The organism is Planococcus halocryophilus (assembly GCF_001687585.2).
Taxonomy (GTDB): domain Bacteria; phylum Bacillota; class Bacilli; order Bacillales_A; family Planococcaceae; genus Planococcus; species Planococcus halocryophilus.
Map to the genome: position 1 here is coordinate 2,196,090 of NZ_CP016537.2, position 18,645 is coordinate 2,214,734.

Annotated in this window: 20 protein-coding genes; all 20 read right to left on the minus strand. The window is 41.0% G+C overall.

What is annotated here, in order from left to right:
* Positions 1-59: 59 nt before the first annotated feature.
* The 20 genes from BBI08_RS11085 to sdaAA all read right to left on the minus strand — a co-directional run bounded on the left by BBI08_RS11085 (position 60) and on the right by sdaAA (position 18,631).
* Positions 60-839, minus strand: a complete 780-nt coding sequence (locus BBI08_RS11085; RefSeq protein WP_065528555.1) for a ribonuclease HII — start codon at positions 837-839, stop codon at positions 60-62.
* An 88-nt stretch (positions 840-927) separates the two neighbouring features.
* Positions 928-1,791: a ribosome biogenesis GTPase YlqF gene (ylqF, locus tag BBI08_RS11090; protein ID WP_065528096.1), complete on the minus strand. Its 864-nt coding sequence runs from the start codon at positions 1,789-1,791 to the stop codon at positions 928-930.
* An 11-nt stretch (positions 1,792-1,802) separates the two neighbouring features.
* Entirely contained in the window at positions 1,803-2,360 is a 558-nt protein-coding gene (lepB, locus tag BBI08_RS11095; protein WP_008497957.1) for a signal peptidase I, read from the minus strand.
* A 99-nt stretch (positions 2,361-2,459) separates the two neighbouring features.
* Positions 2,460-2,804 carry a 50S ribosomal protein L19 gene (gene rplS, locus BBI08_RS11100; RefSeq protein WP_008497958.1) on the minus strand — a complete coding sequence of 115 codons (345 nt, stop codon included), beginning with the start codon at positions 2,802-2,804 and terminating at the stop codon, positions 2,460-2,462.
* A 142-nt stretch (positions 2,805-2,946) separates the two neighbouring features.
* Positions 2,947-3,666 carry a tRNA (guanosine(37)-N1)-methyltransferase TrmD gene (gene trmD, locus BBI08_RS11105; protein ID WP_008497959.1) on the minus strand — a complete coding sequence of 240 codons (720 nt, stop codon included), beginning with the start codon at positions 3,664-3,666 and terminating at the stop codon, positions 2,947-2,949.
* Positions 3,666-4,181 carry a ribosome maturation factor RimM gene (gene rimM, locus BBI08_RS11110; protein WP_008497960.1) on the minus strand — a complete coding sequence of 172 codons (516 nt, stop codon included), beginning with the start codon at positions 4,179-4,181 and terminating at the stop codon, positions 3,666-3,668. The genes trmD and rimM overlap by 1 nt, the downstream gene beginning before the upstream one ends.
* A 66-nt stretch (positions 4,182-4,247) precedes the next feature.
* On the minus strand, positions 4,248-4,481 hold the full coding sequence (locus tag BBI08_RS11115; RefSeq protein WP_065528097.1) for a KH domain-containing protein: 234 nt from the start codon (positions 4,479-4,481) through the stop codon (positions 4,248-4,250).
* A 13-nt stretch (positions 4,482-4,494) separates the two neighbouring features.
* The gene (gene rpsP, locus BBI08_RS11120; RefSeq protein ID WP_008497962.1) at positions 4,495-4,767 is read right to left on the minus strand and encodes a 30S ribosomal protein S16; all 273 of its coding nucleotides are present in this window, start codon (positions 4,765-4,767) and stop codon (positions 4,495-4,497) included.
* Positions 4,768-4,860: 93 nt separating this feature from the next.
* Positions 4,861-6,219 (minus strand): signal recognition particle protein, encoded by a 1,359-nt coding sequence (ffh, locus tag BBI08_RS11125; protein WP_065528098.1) that lies wholly within the window; start codon positions 6,217-6,219, stop codon positions 4,861-4,863.
* Between the two features lie 12 nt (positions 6,220-6,231).
* Entirely contained in the window at positions 6,232-6,555 is a 324-nt protein-coding gene (locus tag BBI08_RS11130; RefSeq protein ID WP_065528556.1) for a putative DNA-binding protein, read from the minus strand.
* A gap of 67 nt (positions 6,556-6,622) precedes the next feature.
* Positions 6,623-7,639, minus strand: coding sequence for a signal recognition particle-docking protein FtsY (gene ftsY, locus BBI08_RS11135; protein ID WP_008497964.1), 1,017 nt, complete (start codon positions 7,637-7,639; stop codon positions 6,623-6,625).
* Between the two features lie 17 nt (positions 7,640-7,656).
* Positions 7,657-11,205 carry a chromosome segregation protein SMC gene (gene smc, locus BBI08_RS11140; protein WP_065528099.1) on the minus strand — a complete coding sequence of 1,183 codons (3,549 nt, stop codon included), beginning with the start codon at positions 11,203-11,205 and terminating at the stop codon, positions 7,657-7,659.
* A 2-nt stretch (positions 11,206-11,207) separates the two neighbouring features.
* Positions 11,208-11,963, minus strand: coding sequence for a ribonuclease III (gene rnc / locus BBI08_RS11145; RefSeq protein WP_008497965.1), 756 nt, complete (start codon positions 11,961-11,963; stop codon positions 11,208-11,210).
* A gap of 122 nt (positions 11,964-12,085) precedes the next feature.
* Positions 12,086-12,319, minus strand: coding sequence for an acyl carrier protein (locus BBI08_RS11150; protein WP_008430824.1), 234 nt, complete (start codon positions 12,317-12,319; stop codon positions 12,086-12,088).
* 40 nt (positions 12,320-12,359) lie between these two features.
* On the minus strand, positions 12,360-13,106 hold the full coding sequence (fabG, locus tag BBI08_RS11155; RefSeq protein WP_008497967.1) for a 3-oxoacyl-[acyl-carrier-protein] reductase: 747 nt from the start codon (positions 13,104-13,106) through the stop codon (positions 12,360-12,362).
* Entirely contained in the window at positions 13,103-14,041 is a 939-nt protein-coding gene (fabD, locus tag BBI08_RS11160) for an ACP S-malonyltransferase (RefSeq protein WP_008497968.1), read from the minus strand. Before fabD ends, fabG begins: the two co-directional genes overlap by 4 nt.
* Positions 14,031-15,029, minus strand: a complete 999-nt coding sequence (gene plsX / locus BBI08_RS11165; protein WP_040850903.1) for a phosphate acyltransferase PlsX — start codon at positions 15,027-15,029, stop codon at positions 14,031-14,033. The genes fabD and plsX overlap by 11 nt, the downstream gene beginning before the upstream one ends.
* Positions 15,026-15,610, minus strand: a complete 585-nt coding sequence (fapR, locus tag BBI08_RS11170) for a transcription factor FapR (protein WP_008430816.1) — start codon at positions 15,608-15,610, stop codon at positions 15,026-15,028. The genes plsX and fapR overlap by 4 nt, the downstream gene beginning before the upstream one ends.
* A gap of 89 nt (positions 15,611-15,699) precedes the next feature.
* A complete protein-coding gene (gene recG, locus BBI08_RS11175; RefSeq protein ID WP_008497970.1) occupies positions 15,700-17,742 on the minus strand; it encodes an ATP-dependent DNA helicase RecG in 2,043 nt (680 codons plus the stop codon).
* Positions 17,732-18,631, minus strand: coding sequence for an L-serine ammonia-lyase, iron-sulfur-dependent, subunit alpha (gene sdaAA, locus BBI08_RS11180; protein WP_008497971.1), 900 nt, complete (start codon positions 18,629-18,631; stop codon positions 17,732-17,734). The genes recG and sdaAA overlap by 11 nt, the downstream gene beginning before the upstream one ends.
* Between the last annotated feature and the right edge of the window lie 14 nt (positions 18,632-18,645).

Genomic DNA, 18,645 nt, shown 5'->3' on the forward strand with positions numbered 1-18,645 from the left:
TATTAAAGTTGTCTTAGAATGTCCACCGTTGTTCGTTATTCTGACAAAACTTCGTGTGCTTAAAACAGTGAATTTTGCGTCAAAAGAGTTTTTACTGGTTCGAAGGTCTTGCGGTGAATTTCACAAGGTCCATATTTTTCAAGTGCTGCAACATGTTCTTTCGTGCCATAACCAGCATGTTTTTCGAATCCATAGTGAGGATACTGAACAGCGTAATCAACCATTAATGCGTCTCGCCCTGTTTTCGCTAAAATGGAAGCTGCCGCTATACTCAAGCTTTGAGCATCACCTTTAATGATAGACTCACAAGGCGTCGGGAGATCAAGCATCATCGCATCAGCCAATACAATACTAGGTGCCGGAGTTAAGGCTAGCGCAGCTTTTGTCATCGAACTTCTTGTCGCTTGATAAATATTCAGTCGGTCAATTTCTTCAGGCGATTGAACATGAACAGAGTAACTTATAGCAATTCTTTTAATTGTTTCAGCAAATTCATCGCGCTTTGCTTTACTTAACTGTTTGGAATCGTCTAAGCCAACCAGACTCGAACAGTCTTCTGGCAAAATAACAGCAGCCGTTACGACCGGACCCGCAAGAGGCCCCCTCCCCGCTTCATCAATTCCTGCCACCAAATCGAAGCTGTCTTTTCTGAACACATCATCAAATGCTAATTTCGCATCATGATTATCCTGTATTTTTTTCTTTTGCACTTGCTTTCGCCGCCATGACGCCAATAAAGTTTGAACACTTTTTCGAGAATCGGTTTCAATTTCATCCATCCACGGTTGCCATTCTTTTGTTGTTTTTAACTTTTCTTTTATTACAGCGCTAGTTTGCATCAATTCAACTTCTTTCATTTTTTCTATCAATATGTAAAAAGCTGCTCCTCAAAATCGAGGAGCAGCTCTTGTTAAAAAGAGCGAACGCTCACTCTTCTTCAATCATTTCATCTCTATAATCAAACGTTACTTTGCCTAAATGCTGATTGCGGATATCTCGTATAATCACTTCAGCTGTCATTTCATAATCGACCTCGCCATGCTGATCTAAACAACGTCGCTTGTTGCCAATATGATCAAATGTATTGACGATTTCCTCATCGACATGATCAATGCCATAACGCTCTTTCATGCGATCTGGATAACGCTCTTCCAAGAATTTTAGAGCGTAAATAGCTAGTTCTTGCATTTGGATAACTGAATCTTTTATTGCACCTGTGACTGCCAATTTCAAGCCTGTTTCTGGATCTTCAAACTTCGGCCATAGAATACCGGGTGTATCCAATAATTCAATTTCTTTGCCGACTTTAATCCATTGTTGGGCTTTCGTGACTCCAGGCATATTACCCGTTTTCGCTAAACTTTTTTTCGATAGGCGGTTAATTAGCGTTGATTTTCCGACATTCGGGATTCCAACGATCATCGCACGAATGGCGCGAGGCTTTATACCTTTTGCTATCATTCGGTCCCATTTTTCTTCTAGTATTTCTTTTGATGCTTTTGTAACTAGTTGCAATCCTCTACCTTCAAGTGAGTTGATTGCAACTGCACGCGTACCTTGATCCTCGAAATAACGAATCCATTTTTTCGTTTCAACTTCATCGGCCATGTCCATTTTGTTTAAAATAATTAGACGTGGTTTTTGTTGAATCACTTGATCGATCATCGGATTTCGTGAAGATAAAGGTAACCTGGCGTCAACAAGTTCAAAAATAATATCCACTAACTTCAATTTTTCAGTAACTTGTCTACGTGCTTTTGCCATATGTCCAGGGAACCATTGTATCGTCATAAAACCACTCCTTATTTTACAATTCCCGCTTCAGCCAGTGGCCAAAATACGAAATTTGTGTCGCCTATCACTTCGTCGGTTGAAACCAAACCGATATGTCGGCTGTCCTTGCTCGCTCGGCGATTATCGCCCATAACAAAAATAGATCCATCAGGGATTGTACTCTCCCCCGTAACATCTACCAAATCAAAATCTTCTGTTAGCGTACCTGTAATGCCTTCTTTATAAACATCTAAATAAGGTTCTTCTATCGCTTTTCCATTTATATACAGCTGGTCATCTTCGTAAGCGATGTGATCGCCCGGTAACCCGATTATACGTTTAATATAATCTTTCTTTTCTGGGGCATGAAAAACAACGATATCGAAGCGGTCAGGCTCTCCGACTGAATAACCAATCTTGTTGACAATCATGCGATCTCCATTTTCTAGGGTAGGCATCATTGACTCTCCATCTACTACAATCGGCGTGAATAAAAAGAAACGAATAATTGCTGCCAAGCCGAAGGCAATCAATAAAGCTTTGGACCATTCCCACATTTCATTTTTCTTCTTCACTTCAGTCTCCATGCGTGTTCCTCCCCAAACTTACTGTTTTAATTGTACAAGGAAATACACTTTTTAGCAAAAAGAAAGAGGGCGCAAGCGCCCTCTTTCATCCATGCAATCTTATCGAATTTCTTTAATACGAGCTGCTTTACCGCGTAGGTCACGCAAGTAGTACAATTTCGCACGACGTACTTTACCACGACGCAGAACTTCAAGCTGTGCAATTTTTGGTGTGTGTACAGGGAATGTACGCTCAACACCAACACCGTAAGAGATTTTGCGAACAGTGAATGATTCACTGATTCCGCCTCCGCGACGGCTAATTACGACTCCTTCGTATACCTGAACACGTTCGCGTGTACCCTCGACAACTTTAACGTGGACACGAACAGTGTCTCCAGGACGGAACTTAGGTAAGTCCGTACGAAGCTGTTCTTTAGTGATTTCTGTAATAATGTTTTGCATTATTTTTCTCTCCTTCTACAGACGCTCTTACACCATATCAACTGTTGCAGCGGAACATCGTGATCCTGTACTTCACATAGAAGTACATTGTCCATGATACCACTGATTATTAACTCGTGCAAGAGCTACTTAAATTCTATTTTTATTTCTTTAGCTTCTCAATTATTTTCTTTTGTTTATCGCTTAACTCGATTTTTTCGAGCAAGTCGGGACGTCTTTCGAGCGTCCGTTTTAATGTTTGTTCTTCGCGCCATTGATCGACTTTCCCGTGGTTTCCGGAAGTTAGAACATCCGGTACTTTCCACCCTCTAAAATCAGCTGGACGCGTATATTGTGGATGTTCTAGTAGTCCCGTAGAGAATGAGTCGCGTATCGGGGAGTCAGCGTTACCTAGCACCCCTGGAAGCAGTCTGACGACACTATCAATGACCGTCATGGCGGCTAACTCTCCACCCGTCAGCACAAAATCGCCAATCGAGATTTCATCGGTTACCAAATGCTCTCGAATTCGCTCGTCATACCCTTCATAATGACCACATATAAATACCAACTCTTCTTCAGTAGCTAACTCTTCAGCTTTTTGCTGTGTAAAGCGTTCGCCTTGCGGGCACAATAAAATGACGCGTCGTTTACTTTTGGGCGTAAGACTTTCAACCGCATTAAAAATCGGCTCTGGTTTTAAAACCATTCCGGCCCCTCCACCAAATGGATAGTCATCAACTTGCCTTTTGTTATCAGCAAATTCACGAATATCGATAACGTTCAAACTAACGGCATTTTTATCTTGCGCTTTTCTCATAATCGAATGTTGAAAAACACCTTCAAACATTGGCGGAAACAAAGATAGCACATGGATGTACATCAAGACAATAAACCTTCAATCACTTCGATGATTACTTTCTTTTCATCGATATCAACTTCTTTGACAATTTCTTCTGTATAAGGAATGTAATGTTTTTTGCCTTTTTCAGGCGTTACTTCCCATACATCATTGGCACCAGTCTCTAAAATCTCGGTGATTTTTCCAAGTTCTTGACCTTCAATTGAAAAAACCGCACATCCAAGAATTTCATGATGATAAAAAGCGTTTTCTTCGAGTTCCGTCAAATCGTGTTCAGCAATTCTTAAGTACGACTCTTTAAAAGGCTCCACATCATTAATGTTTGGATAGCCTTCGAAAGTTAACAACTCAAAGTTTTTATGTTGACGATAACTGGCGATTTTCACCATGATTGGTTTTTTTGCATCCGGAGTGAAAAGCCCAAGCTTTGTCCCTACGGCAAATCGTTCTTCTGGAAAATCGGTACGTGACAAAACACGTACTTCTCCACGGATCCCGTGTGTGTTAACAATCTTCCCTACGTTAAACCATTGCACAAGCAAACATCCTTTCTAGGTTATTTTCCTGAAAAAAAAAGAAGGAACCGGGGCTCCTTCTTTTTCTTAATCCACAATATCGAGATAAGTTTTTTTCTTATGATAACCGCCTGCTGCTGAGTACACAATTGAACGAACAGCTTTCGCTACACGTCCCTGCTTCCCGATGACTTTCCCTGTATCCTCTGGATGCACAGAAAGCTTGTAGACAATTCGGCTTGCGTTTTCGTCGATATCGACACGAACTTCTTCCGGATAATCAACTAACGGTTTCACAATGGTCTCAATCAGCTGCTTCATAAGAAACTCTCCCTTACTTGTTTAGTTTTTCGTTATGGAATTTCTCCATAATGCCTTTTTGAGAAAACAAGTTACGTACTGTGTCAGATGGTTTAGCGCCATCATGAAGCCATTTCAACACTTGCTCTTCGTCGATTTTAACTTCAGCTGGAACTGTCAGTGGGTTGTAAGTACCTACTGTTTGAATTTGACGGCCGTCACGTGGAGCACGTGAGTCAGCTACTACAATACGGTAAAAAGGAGATTTTTTAGCTCCCATACGTTTCAAGCGAATTTTTACTGCCATTTCTTAAAGCACCTCCGAATAGTTTCACACAAGATATTATATTAGCAAGCTTTAAATAGTTTGTAAAGTATTTTTTCTTAACACCTTAAAATTTTACTTAAAAAGTGAGTCTAGACCTGGCATTCCCATTTTTTTTCTACCTTTTTTCGTGTTCATACCAGACATTTGTTTCATCATTTTCTTCATATCTTCAAATTGTTTCAAGAGTCTGTTGACATCTTGAATATTTGTTCCTGAACCTTTAGCAATTCGTTTTTTACGATTGGCATTAATAATTTCAGGGGTTGTTTTTTCTTTTTTCGTCATTGAATAAATAATCGCTTCTACACGATCCATTTGGCCCTCATCGACTTTTGCGTTTTCGAGCCCTTTAATTTTATTGGCGCCTGGGAGCATTTTCAAAATTTCATCCAACGGTCCCATTTGTTTTACTTGTGACATTTGTTCAAGGAAATCATCAAAAGTAAATGTCGAAGTTCTGAATTTCTCTTCTAATTCTTTTGCTTTTACCTCATCGACATTCGACTGTGCTTTTTCAATCAAAGACAACATGTCGCCCATGCCAAGTATTCGTGACGCCATTCGTTCTGGGTGGAACGCCTCTAGCGCATCCATTTTTTCACCCATCCCGACAAATTTAATCGGTTTTTGAGTAACAGCACGAATGGATAATGCCGCACCGCCTCGTGTGTCGCCATCAAGCTTCGTTAAAACGACTCCAGTGATACCAATCGCTGCATCAAAATTTTGAGCAACATTGACAGCATCTTGACCTGTCATCGAATCAACGACTAAGAAGATCTCATCCGGCTCTTTAAGCGCACGAATATCCTTCAATTCTTGCATTAACGCTTCATCTACATGTAAACGTCCTGCTGTATCAATGATAACCGTATCTAAATGCTCAGCTTTCGCATGTTCGATCGCTTGACGCGCAATCTCCACTGGAGACATGTCTGTCCCTTTAGAGAAAACTGGAAGAGATAATTGCTTACCAATCGTCTCTAACTGCTGAATTGCAGCTGGACGATACACATCGGCCGCTACTAATAGCGGTTTACGATTGTGTTTTCTACGCAATAAATTAGCGAGTTTTCCAGTAGTTGTCGTTTTACCAGCACCTTGTAAACCAACCATCATAATAACTGTCGGCTGTTTTGTTGAAAACTCGATTTTCCGTTCTTCGCCGCCCATCAATTCAGTTAGCTCATCTTTAACGATTTTAACGACTTGCTGTCCTGGCGTTAAACTGTCCATAACATCTTGCCCAATCGCTCGTTCACTGATTTTCTTGACGAATTCTTTCACGACTTTTAAATTGACATCCGCTTCGATCAAGGCGAAACGAACTTCACGCATCATTTCCTTAACGTCTGCTTCGTTGACTTTACCTTTGCCTTTAATCTTAGTCATCGTGCCTTGCAGGCGTTCGGATAAACCTTCAAATGCCATTCTTTCCGCCTCCTAATCCCATTCCTTTAGTTCGTCCAAAAATTGCTGGATACGCTCTTCTGTGAATGGCTGTTTTTCAAATGACGAAACCAATTGCTGCCGTTTCTGGAATTTCTCGAAAAGCTGCAATTTGCGTTCATATTCTTCTAGCATTGCTTCCGTCCGGCGAATATTATCGTATACTGCTTGACGTGTAATGTCATATTCTTCGGCAATTTCACCCAGTGAATGGTCATCTAAATAATACAGCATCATATAGCTGCGCTGTTTAGGTGTCAGTAGTTCCTGATAGAAATCAAACAAATAATTCATACGTGTTGTTTTTTCTAGTCCCATCATTGACACTCACCCCACTCATTCTCTTGCTTAGAATACTGAATAACGATAGTGCTGTCAAGTATTTTTACTTGTCTGCTTCTTCATCTTCTAATTGTTGCTCTTTATCCAATCCTTCAGCAAATAAGCCATAAACGTATTTTTGTGCGTCAAATGGTTGCAAATCATCCATTTTTTCGCCTAGGCCTACAAATTTAACAGGAATCTTCAACTTATTACGGATTGCTAAAACAATTCCGCCTTTTGCCGTTCCATCAAGTTTTGTTAGAACAATACCTGTTACATCTGTAACTTCTTTAAATGTTTGCGCCTGCAACATGGCATTTTGTCCTGTTGTCGCATCAAGTGCTAAAAGCACTTCATGTGGAGCACCTGGAATTTCACGCGAAATGACGCGATGAACTTTTTGAAGTTCATTCATCAAATTGACTTTGTTTTGTAAACGTCCTGCTGTATCACAGATTAATACATCTACTCCACGAGACTTAGCTGAACGTACAGCATCATACATAACGGCTGCAGGGTCTGACCCTTCACTTTGTTTGATGACATCAACGCCCACACGCTTGCTCCAAACATCTAATTGTTCAATTGCTCCTGCACGGAAAGTATCACCAGCAGCAAGCATAACGGTTTTGCCTTCATTTTTAAAGCGGTGAGCCAGTTTACCAATCGTTGTCGTTTTTCCAACGCCGTTGACACCTACCATTAAAATAACCGTTAATCCTTCAACAAAATTAATTTCGTTGATTTCTGCTTCGCCAGCTTCATAAATTTCTACCAGTTTTTCTGAAATAACGGATTGAACATTTGAAGTATCTTTGACATTTTTTCGTTGAACTTCAAAACGCAAATCATCCATTAATTCAATAACGGTTTCAAATCCAACATCAGCTTGCAGTAAAATTTCTTCTAATTCTTCAAAGAAATCTTCATCAACCTTACGGTATTTCGCTACCAAATCATTGATCTTAGACGTAAAACCAATTCGGGTTTTGGCTAAGCCTTCTTTGTATTTTTCAGTTGATTCTTCAGCTTCGGCATTGTGGGCAAATTTATCTTTTAATTTTTTGAAGAAACTCACAGGTAAACACTCCTTTTTCAGGTTTTTTCTTCGAGCTTGACTGATACTAATTTAGAAATTCCGGATTCTTGCATGGTGATGCCATATAAAACATCGGCACCTTCCATCGTTCCTTTTCGGTGTGTAATGACGATGAATTGCGTATCTTCACTGAATTTCTTCAAGTATTGACTGTACCGCACGACATTCGATTCATCAAGCGCTGCTTCGACTTCATCTAATACACAAAACGGGACAGGGCGTACGTTCAAAATCGCGAACAATAAAGCGATAGCTGTGAGTGCGCGTTCTCCTCCTGATAGCAAACTCAAATTCTGCAGTTTTTTACCAGGTGGTTGTGCAATAATTTCCACACCTGTCATTAACATATCTTTAGGGTCTGTTAATACTAAATCTGCTGACCCACCGCCGAATAATTCTTTAAAGACACGCTGGAACTGTATACGAATCGCATGAAAAGTATCATCAAAACGACTGGTCATTTCTCCATCCATTTCGCGAATCAACGTACGTAAGGTTTCTTTTGCTTCGTTTAAATCGTCGCGTTGCTCTGTTAAAAAGGCATGGCGATCCGAAACATGTTCAAATTCCTCGATCGCGCCAACATGTACAGGACCCAATTCTTCAATAGACTGCTTGAGTAGCTTTACTTTTCTGCGGACCGCTGTTTCTTCGTCCATCATTTCAAACTGTTTTGCTTGCTCAAGTGTCAGCTGGTAATTGGTTTCAAGTTGAGTGATAAAGCTTTGGATTTGAACTTCTAGACGTGTCGATTTGACTTCATAGATTCGAATCGCTTCTACATAGCCTTTATAAACGCGTTGCTGTTCTCTTAACTTTTCTTCTAAATCATTCAAGCTGCTTTGCTCTTTTACGCGTTGTTCTTTTGTTTCATTGACCGTTTCTTGAATTTGAAGTTTTTTCGCAGACCACGTTTTTATTTCGAGCAAAATTTCTTCATCAGAATACACTTTTGCCGCTTCCTCTGATTGAATCCATTCCAACTCTTTCTGGTGATCTTGCAATTTTTGATTGCTTTTTTCGAGTCGTTCAAAAAGCTCCGCTTCGCTAGCAGTCAATTGTGCCACACGTTCTTTTGTTACAGCATAAAGTGATTTCTGTTCCGCCAACTTCGCTAGAACTTGATCACGTGCCGATTCGTTTTGCTGCTTAAACAAAGTTAATTCGTCGATTTTCACTGTAATGTCGTTAAGTTCTCCGACAATGCTATCAAGACGCGTAGACGCTGTTTCTTTGCGTTTGGTTATCGCTGTTAAATCGTACTCTTTGTTTTTCTGCTCGGCTTCAAAAATATCAAATCGTTCTAAAGTGGTTTTTAATACAGCTTCTATTTCTCGTAAAAGAATAGAGCTTTCCGCTTCTAAATCACGGTATTTTTCGCCTTCAGTTTGCAAAATCCGAATCGCTTCTTCAGCAGTTTTAACTATCTCTTGTTCTTTGCGAACTGTTTTTTCAGCAGTTAAGATGGTTTCTTCTAATTCTGTTGCCTGAACAAGCAATTGCTCAAGTTCGGCTTTTCGCGTAAAGAAAGAAGCTTGTGTTTTGTTAGCACCCCCGGTCATTGATCCACCTGCATTGACGATATCGCCTTCAAGTGTCACTACACGGAAACGGTTACCCGTTGCTTTGGCAATTGCTGTTGCCCCTTTTAGATCCTCAGCAATAATTACGTTACCTAATAAATTTTCAATAATCATGCCATATTGCGGATCATAGCTAACCAATTCAAATGCCATATTAATGTACGACGGATGCTTACTAACCGTTGCTAAAGTGTGTTCAGGAATCACTCTTGGCTTCATAACTGTCATTGGCAGGAATGTAGAACGGCCGGCTCTTTTCTTTCGAAGGAAATCAATTGCTTCACGAGCGTGTTGTTCATTTTCAGTTACAATGTGCTGGCTCGATGCGCCTAAAGCCGTTTCAATCGCTTTGGCATAGTTTTTCTCTACTTGTGCGATTTCAGCAACTGCTCCTCTAATCCCTTGCAATTGACCTTTTTCACGAGCTACTAATACTTCTCGTACTCCTTGGAAAAAGCCCGAAAAATCAGCTTCTAATTCTTGAAGTGTCTCGATACGGGCTGCCAATTGCTTTTGCGACTGATACGCCTGGAATAGCATCGATTGTTTTTGCTCGAAAGCTTGTTTTTGCTGCTGATAAGCTGCTTCACTTTCTTTATATTGCTTACGCTTATTGTCTAATGAGAACCTGACTTCTTGAACATCTTTTCCAGCTCGAGCTTTTTCAGCTTTCAGCTTTGAAAGTTCAGCGGTAAAATCGGTTCGCTGCGTGCTAATGCGTCCGGTAGACTCCGTTAATTGTTGTTCTTGTAAGCCAATATTTTTTAATTCATTTTTCACTGTTGCTTGTTCGTTCATCAAGTCAATATAGATTGACTTGCAATTTTCGATTTCGTTGTCGATATCCGCTGGTGTTCGATTTAGCTGTTCTTCAAGTTGCTGAATCGCAGTCCGAATTGAGTGACGCTCAGTTTTACGTTCTTCTAACAAAGCCAGCTGCTCACTATGTTTTTTCTTTAATAGTTCATTTTCTTGTTTTTCTACCTCTAAATTTTCTTGTAATTGCAATGCCTGACGATCAGCATTGCTCTTTTTCTCAGACATTAATAATTTACGCCCTTGCCATTTTTCCGTCTCAGCACTAGCCTCGACTAAAGCATTTTGCGCTCCATCTATTTTGTTGTCCATGTCAAAGAGCGCCTTCCGTATTTTAGCGACAAGACGCTCTTTGTCATTAATTTCTGTTGATAATTGCTGCTCTTTTTTTGAATGAGATGCAGCTTCATCTGCCAATTGGCTTAGCTCTTTTTCAAGGTTGCTTGCATCATATGCCAGTAAAGCAATATCCGCATCTTTTAGCTGTTCGTTCATATCTAAAAAGTCTCTTGCAGTTGAAGCTTGAATTTGAAGCGGTTCCATTCGGCCGTCTAATTCATGCAAAATATCAAGCACACGATTCAAGTTTTCATCGGTTTCATTTAATTTGATCTCCGCTTTTTTCTTGCGTTGCTTGTATTTTAAAACGCCTGCTGCTTCTTCAAAAATTGACCTACGCTCTTCTGCTTTTGAATTCAGAATTTCATCTACTCGTCCTTGAGATATTATCGAAAAGGCTTCTTTCCCAAGACCAGAATCCATGAACAAGTCCGTAATATCTTTTAAACGGCAATTTTGCTTGTTTAATAAGTATGCACTTTCACCACTACGAAAAACCCTTCTTGTTACGCTGACTTCGCTGTAATCAAGAGGGACTCGACCATCTGTATTATCTAAAATTAATGTTACTTCCGCAAAGTTTAACGGCTTTCTCGAATCACTTCCGGCAAAAATAACATCTTCCATTTTAGCCCCGCGCAGTGATTTTGCTGATTGTTCTCCAAGCACCCAACGGATGGCATCGGTAACATTACTTTTCCCGCTACCGTTTGGTCCAACAACCGCTGTTACTCCCGGAACAAAGTCGATGCCAATACGATCAGCAAACGACTTGAACCCCATGACTTCCAATCTTTTCAAAAACATTATTACTCCTCCGCCGCTTCCTGCAATTTACGGATTGCCAGCTGAGCTGCTTGCTGTTCCGCTTCTTTTTTCGATCGGCCATTACCAACGCCAAGTTCTCTATCTGCTAGAGACACACGGGTCACAAATAGACGGCTATGCGCCGGACCGATTTCGTCTATAATTTCATAACTCAATGTGCCTGTATTCTTTTGCTGAACCAATTCTTGCAATTGGCTCTTATAATCCATCACATGCGAAAAAGCACCGATATCTACTTTTGGAAATAACACCATTTCCAAAAATGCAACCACAGGCTCTAACCCTTGGTCTAGATAAAGCGCACCGATATACGATTCGAAAACATCAGCTAGTAGCGCAGGACGCGTTCGGCCACCAGTCAACTCTTCTCCTTTGCCCAAAAGGATGTATTTGCCAAATCCGAGTTCATTAGCAAATAAAACCAGTGAAGGTTCACAAACGATGGCTGCACGCAACTTCGTCAATTCGCCTTCGCTCATTTCAGGATATTTCATGTATAGGTAATGCGAAACGGATAATTCCAGTACTGCATCTCCTAGAAATTCCAGGCGTTCGTTATCGGTAAATTGTTTTCTTCGATGCTCATTCACATAAGATGAATGGGTGAAAGCTTGATACAGCAATGTAGGCTTATTGAATGTGATATTCAGCTCTTTTTGCAATTGTTCAAATGCTGCTTTAGCGCTTTCTTTTAAGATGCCAGGCTTGTGATGATTTGTTTTTCTATTTATCGCCATTTTTATCTGCCTTCCTTTGTGTACTTCTTTCAATTTTACCTTTTTTTTTACTAATGTGCAAAAGAGAATTGACGCACAATCGCTTAGTATAACAGCAATCGTGCGTCAATAGTTATTACGTATTATTGTTTCTTTTCGATATACGTTACTGCGTCGCCTACTGTAGTCATGTTTTCAGCGTCTTCGTCAGAAATTTCCATATCGAACTCATCTTCAAGTTCCATAACAAGTTCTACTACGTCCAATGAATCTGCACCTAGGTCACCTGTGAAAGAAGCTTCAAGTTTCACTTCGCTTTCTTCTACACCTAGACGATCCACGATTACTTTAGTTACTCTATCTAATACTGTTGACAATGTCGTCACCTCCCCTCAAATCAGTATACAAAAAAATTACCTACATGACCATGCCGCCATCAAGATGAAGCGTTTGCCCCGTCATATATGATGCATCGTCCGAAGCTAAGAACAGCGCAGCTTTTGCAACATCTTCTGGTGCACCAAAACGGCCTAATGGAATTTGTCCCATCATCGCTTTTTGAACGTCTTCACTCAATTTTCCGGTCATATCGGTCGTGATAAAGCCAGGAGCCACAGCATTCGCTGTAATTCCACGACTCGCTAGTTCACGCGCTGTCGTTTTTGTTAAGCCGATAACACCCGCTTTTGCTGCAACATAGTTTGCTTGTCCAGCATTGCCCATCACGCCTACGATTGATGCGATATTGACTATTCGTCCAGAACGCTGTTTCATCATTTGGCGCGTTACTGCTTTTGTGCAAATAAACACACCTTTTAAGTTGATGTTGATGACATCGTCCCATTCATCATCTTTCATGCGCATCATCAAATTATCCCGTGTGATGCCTGCATTATTTACTAAAATATCAACAGAACCAAACGTTTTCATCGTTTCATCAACCATTGCTTTAACCGATTCAGCATCCGCTACATTGGCTTTCACCGCAATTGCAGTGCCGCCATTTGCCTCGATATCCGCAACTACCGCTTCTGCTTTTTCTTGACTACCACTATAATTGACAACTACTTTTGCACCGTCTGCCGCAAATTTCCGAGCTATTTCTGCTCCAATTCCACGAGATCCGCCAGTAATGATCGCTGTTTTCCCTGCAAGTTTATTCATTTCGCCAACTCCTCTACCGCTTTTTCAAATGACTCCAAGTCATAGACAGGCAAAGTTTTAACTGAACGGTCAATTTTTTTCACTAATCCACTCAATACTTTTCCTGGACCAATTTCAATAAATACCGTGACACCAAGATCGATCATTTCGCGTACTGATTGTTCCCACAGCACTGGAGAATACAATTGACGAACAAGGAGATCTTGAATTTGTGTCGCATTTTTCTCCGCTTTTGCCGTCACGTTTGAAATTACTGGCACTTTCGCATCTAACAAGAACGACAAGCTAAGTTCTTTTGCTAAATCTTGTGACGCTGAACGCATTAATTCCGAATGGAAGGGCCCACTCACATCAAGTGGAATGGCACGCTTAGCTCCGCGTTCTTTAGCAACGATACACGCTTGCTCTACTCCGGCTTTCGTACCTGAAATAACAATTTGTCCGGGACAATTTAAATTCGCTAGCTGAACAACACCTGTCGTATCTGTTACTTCATTTGTTACTTTTTCCAGTTCATCGCTTTCCATACCAAGAATAGCGGCCATAGTCCCTTCTCCTGCTGGGAATGCCGTATTCATAAATAATCCACGCTTATGTACAATGTTAACCGCTGTTGGAAATTCTAACACATTCGAAGTTACGAGTGCGCTGTATTCGCCAAGACTATGACCTGCTGTATAATCCGGTCTTATCCCTGCACGAATCAACCGTTCTGTAATCATCGAACTAACTGTTAGAAGAGCTGGTTGCGCATGATACGTTAACGTCAACTCTTCTTGTGGGCCTTCTAGCATTAACTTAGATAAATCTAAATCAAGCGCTTGGTTAGCACTTTCAAAGAAATTACGGCTCGTGTCGTCTGTTAAAAAGCTCTCGCCCATACCAACAGTTTGCGAACCTTGACCTGGATAGATAAATGCAATCTTAGTCTTCATGTAATGTCTCCTTTTTCAACGTACTATAAATTGTGCCCGTTACATCAAATTCAACCATCGTACGCGTTTGGCGTATCGCATTGAATAAGGCATTAGCATTTGATGAGCCGTGTGCTTTTATCACAGGTGCTTTTAAGCCGAATAGTCCAGCACCGCCATATTCACTGTAATCCAACATGCCTTTTAACCCTTTCAAGTCATCTTTCACAAGAAAAGCTGCAACTTTTGTTTTAGCCGAGCTCATAAAGACATCTTTCATCATCGCAAAAACGTTCATTGCGGTGCCTTCAATGGTTTTTAACACCATATTTCCGGTAAAGCCATCGGTTACAACTACGTCCGCCACGCCATTTAATAAATCCCGTGACTCCACGTTGCCAATAAAATTAACTGGGGCTTCTTTTAATAATGGAAAAGCAGCTTTTGTTAAATCATTGCCTTTTTTCTCTTCAGTTCCGATATTCAACAACCCAACTGTCGGATTCTTAATGCCACGAACTTTTTCAGCATAAATGCTGCCCATGATCGCATATTGCACAAGATGTTCTGGCTTAGCTTCAGCATTTGCACCTAAATCAAGCATAACAAACCCTTTGCTATCAATTGTTGGCAATGTCGGAGCTAACGCTGGGCGATCTACACCGTCGATACGACCGACAATAAACAATCCCGCTGACATAAGCGCTCCTGTATTACCAGCAGATACACAACCATCCGCATTCCCGTCTTTTACTGCTTGCGCCATTCGAACCATTGAGGCATCTTTTTTCCGCTTAACCGATCGGACAGGATCATCTTCTGATGTAATCACTTCTTCACAATGGACGATTGTTAAACGATCATGTTCCTTCAGAAATTCTTTCATTTTATCTTCATGACCATACAATTGAATTTCAATATCCTTAAATTCTTCTAACGCTTTGTACACACCCGCGATAATTTCTTTTGGGGCATTGTCTCCACCCATTGCATCTACTGCTATTCTCACTTTACGTCACCTTCACTTTGTTCTGTCATTCGATACATTTCAAATGTGCCAATAAAAACCGTTTGTTGTTCGACAGAAGAAGTAACTTTTACAAACGCCCTGTTTTTTTCAGGGTGACTGTCAATCACTTCCGCTTTTGCAACAATCCGTTGCCCAGCAGTTACCGGCCGCAAAAATTGCAGTTCCGACTTTACCGTCAATGCCAATTCTTCATTCATTACTGCTACCGCTAACGAGTTAGCTTGTGCAAATAAATGATGGCCTCTGGCAATTTGGTTGCGCTGAAAAACATGCTCTGGTTTCACATCGAAAATTGAAATTGCTTTTTTATCTAATTCAATATCAATGATCTCACCAATCACTTCATCGATTGGCAATGATTTCACTTCGTCTTCAAACGTTTTTACAGCAACATGTTTAATGCGCTCTCTCAATTCCGGAATGGCAAGTTCCATTCGGTCTAGTCGAATTGTTTGCACACTCACGTTAAATGTCACCGATAGTTCTTCATCAGTCACAAAAGGATTTTCTTTAATCGAGTCTTTTAACGCTTGTTGTCGCTGTTTTTTTGGTCTTTTCACTATGTCACCGCCCGCTATTAGCACTTGGTACTAATATGAGTATATAAATAACAAAAAAAGAATGCAAGGAAAATTAATACCTTGCATTCCTAATCGAGTCTTCCTCCTGATAATACACCTGAGCGTTCAATTTGCAGACGCAAGCAAGCCATGTCTTCTGCGCGCCAAAATTCTTCGCTGCTAATTAGTTTTTCAGCATCTTTTCTTGCTGCTTCAAGCGCACGATAATCATGGATTAAATCCGCCATTTTAAATTCCGGTATGCCACTTTGCTTACGACCGAAAAAGTCACCCGGTCCTCTCAACTGCAAATCTTTTTCAGCTAACACAAAGCCGTCGTTCGTTTCTGTCATGGTTGTCATTCGCTCTTTACCAATTTCTGTTTTCGGATCTGCCAGTAGCACACAATAAGACTGCTCACTGCCACGCCCGACACGTCCACGCAATTGATGCAACTGAGACAAACCAAAACGTTCTGCATCATAAATAAGCATAAACGATGCGTTTGGCACGTTCACGCCAACTTCTACTACGGTTGTGGATACCAACACATCCACTTGACCTTCTGAAAACTCACGCATGGTTTGTTCTTTTTCGTCAGGATGCAAACGACCATGCATCAAACCCACCGAGAAACGATCTTTGAAATACATCGTTAGTTGCTGAAACAAATCTACCGCGTTTTGATAATCGAGTTTATCTGACTCCTCAATCAGCGGACATATGACATATGCTTGCCGGCCAGCTGCCAACTCTTTTTCCATGCGCCCGACAATTTTGCCAAACATCTCTTTTTTCATCCAATACGTTTCAATTTCTTTTCGCCCAACTGGCATTTCATCGATAATCGAAACATCCATTTCACCAAAAGCAGAAATCGCTAATGTACGTGGAATTGGCGTTGCTGTCATAAACAAGACGTCTGGATTATAGCCTTTGTCTTTTAACACGCGTCGCTGATCTACTCCAAAGCGGTGCTGCTCATCTGTAATAACGAGCCCTAATTTATCAAATCGTACTTCTGGTTGGATTAAGGCATGAGTCCCAATTAACAAGTCAATTTCGCCTGCCGCTAATTGTTCCAATATTAACTGACGCTTCTTGCCTTTAACCGATCCTGTTAAAAGCGCGATATTCATTGAAAACGGTCGAAACCATTGTTCTAATGTATTAGCATGTTGTTCCGCTAATATTTCAGTAGGCGCCATTAACGCACCTTGTAATCCAGCAGTGTAAGCAGCATATAAGGCAATTGCCGCTACTACCGTTTTTCCGGATCCTACATCCCCTTGTAAAAGTCGGTTCATTCGGAACGGCTCTTTCATATCTTTGCAAATTTCATTGACCACTCGTTTTTGAGCGGCTGTTAAATCAAATGGCAAAGACTCGATAAACTTCTTAAGTTGCTCTAAGTCATAGTCGATAAAAGAACCGCCTTCTTCTTCACGGTTCTTCTTACGCAAGGCTTGCATTTTTAACTGAAATACCAATAATTCTTCATAAACAAAACGCCTCCGTGCTTGTTTCACTTTTTCACCATCTGGTGGAAAATGAACCCATTCTAAGGCATCTTGAATTGGCGCTAATTGATACGTATCAACTAACGACTTTGGTAAACAATCTTCAATATCTTCTTTCACTAAATCTAACGCTTGGCGCATTAGTTTGCGAAAAGTTTTTTGATGAATACTGCCTTTCAAGCTATACACCGGTTCAAAATCCGCACCATTTGTACGCGGGCCGATAGTATGACTAGAGACGGTAATTACTTGTCTTCCACGATCCCATTTACCAGTCACTGTAATGATTTCCCCTAAATGCAATTTAGCTTTTACATACGGCTGATTAAAGAAAATCGCTTTTACTAAATGACGTCCTACCAGCACACGGACTTGCGTTCGCGATTTGTTCTTACCTAAAAAAAGGACGGAAGGTTCACTTTCGACCCTTCCCTCCACTGTAACGCGTTCATTATGAGGTGTATCTGCCAAATCTTTTAATTGAAAATCTTCATGGCGATACGGAAATGTCATGATTAAATCATGGAGCGTTTCAATTTTCATTTCCCGCAAGGTGTCAGCTGCTTGTTTGCCTACCCCTTTTAATGTGGCGACGGAATCGTTACTGCCCACTACCGACAACTGCTCCTCCGAAAATTTTAGACTCGAGCCATTTTCCAGTAGGAGTTGCGGCAAGTCCACCTTTAGCGGTTTCTCTTAGCGCACTCGGCATTGATTGGCCGATTTCAAACATCGCACCAATTACTTCATCACATGGAATACGGCTCGTTACACCCGCTAATGCCATGTCAGCAGCTACGACTGCATTTGCCGCTCCCATTGCATTGCGTTTTACACAAGGCACTTCTACTAATCCCGCCACTGGATCGCAAACGAGGCCAAGCATATTTTTCATCGTGATTGCGAAAGCTTCCGAACATTGTTGCGGAGTGCCTCCTGCCATTTCAATAATCGCTGCTGAAGCCATACCTGCTGCCGATCCAACTTCTGCTTGGCATCCGCCAGCTGCGCCTGAAATCGAAGCATTGTTAGCCACAACAAACCCAAAAGCTCCTGCCGTAAATAAATAACGAATCATTTGCTCACGCGTCGGATTTAACTTGTTTTGCACAGCAAATAATGTACCCGGTACAACTCCTGCAGAGCCAGCTGTTGGCGTTGCACAAATCGTGCCCATTGCTGCGTTAACTTCATTTGTCGCAACCGCTTTACTTACTGCATCAAGCAATAAATCTCCTGAAAGCGCATTCCCAGTGTCACGGTATTTTTGCAATAATACCGCATCTCCACCTGTTAATCCAGATACGGAATGAACACCTTTTAATCCTTTTTCTACCGCTTCTTCCATGACCGTTAAATTACGGTCCATTTGAATCATTATATCTTCACGTGAACGATCGGTCATAAGCATTTCCTGCTCAATCATGATTTCTGAAATCAGTTTTTCTTCTTTTTCAGCTCGTTCAACCAATTCTCTTACATTACGGAATAAAGCTTCCATAAGTTATACCCTCC

Excerpts from the sequence above, each read along its gene's own strand:
- lepB (WP_008497957.1), bottom strand. The coding sequence starts at position 2,360 with ATGGAGACTGAAGTGAAGAAGAAAAATGAAATGTGGGAATGGTCCAAA.
- smc (WP_065528099.1), bottom strand. The coding sequence starts at position 11,205 with ATGTTTTTGAAAAGATTGGAAGTCATGGGGTTCAAGTCGTTTGCTGAT.
- BBI08_RS11085 (WP_065528555.1), bottom strand. The coding sequence starts at position 839 with ATGCAAACTAGCGCTGTAATAAAAGAAAAGTTAAAAACAACAAAAGAA.
- rnc (WP_008497965.1), bottom strand. The coding sequence starts at position 11,963 with ATGGCGATAAATAGAAAAACAAATCATCACAAGCCTGGCATCTTAAAA.
- ffh (WP_065528098.1), bottom strand. The coding sequence starts at position 6,219 with ATGGCATTTGAAGGTTTATCCGAACGCCTGCAAGGCACGATGACTAAG.
- ylqF (WP_065528096.1), bottom strand. The coding sequence starts at position 1,791 with ATGACGATACAATGGTTCCCTGGACATATGGCAAAAGCACGTAGACAA.
- sdaAA (WP_008497971.1), bottom strand. The coding sequence starts at position 18,631 with ATGGAAGCTTTATTCCGTAATGTAAGAGAATTGGTTGAACGAGCTGAA.
- BBI08_RS11115 (WP_065528097.1), bottom strand. The coding sequence starts at position 4,481 with ATGAAGCAGCTGATTGAGACCATTGTGAAACCGTTAGTTGATTATCCG.
- BBI08_RS11130 (WP_065528556.1), bottom strand. The coding sequence starts at position 6,555 with ATGGGACTAGAAAAAACAACACGTATGAATTATTTGTTTGATTTCTAT.
- rpsP (WP_008497962.1), bottom strand. The coding sequence starts at position 4,767 with ATGGCAGTAAAAATTCGCTTGAAACGTATGGGAGCTAAAAAATCTCCT.
- fabD (WP_008497968.1), bottom strand. The coding sequence starts at position 14,041 with ATGAAGACTAAGATTGCATTTATCTATCCAGGTCAAGGTTCGCAAACT.
- fabG (WP_008497967.1), bottom strand. The coding sequence starts at position 13,106 with ATGAATAAACTTGCAGGGAAAACAGCGATCATTACTGGCGGATCTCGT.
- rplS (WP_008497958.1), bottom strand. The coding sequence starts at position 2,804 with ATGCAAAACATTATTACAGAAATCACTAAAGAACAGCTTCGTACGGAC.
- trmD (WP_008497959.1), bottom strand. The coding sequence starts at position 3,666 with ATGTACATCCATGTGCTATCTTTGTTTCCGCCAATGTTTGAAGGTGTT.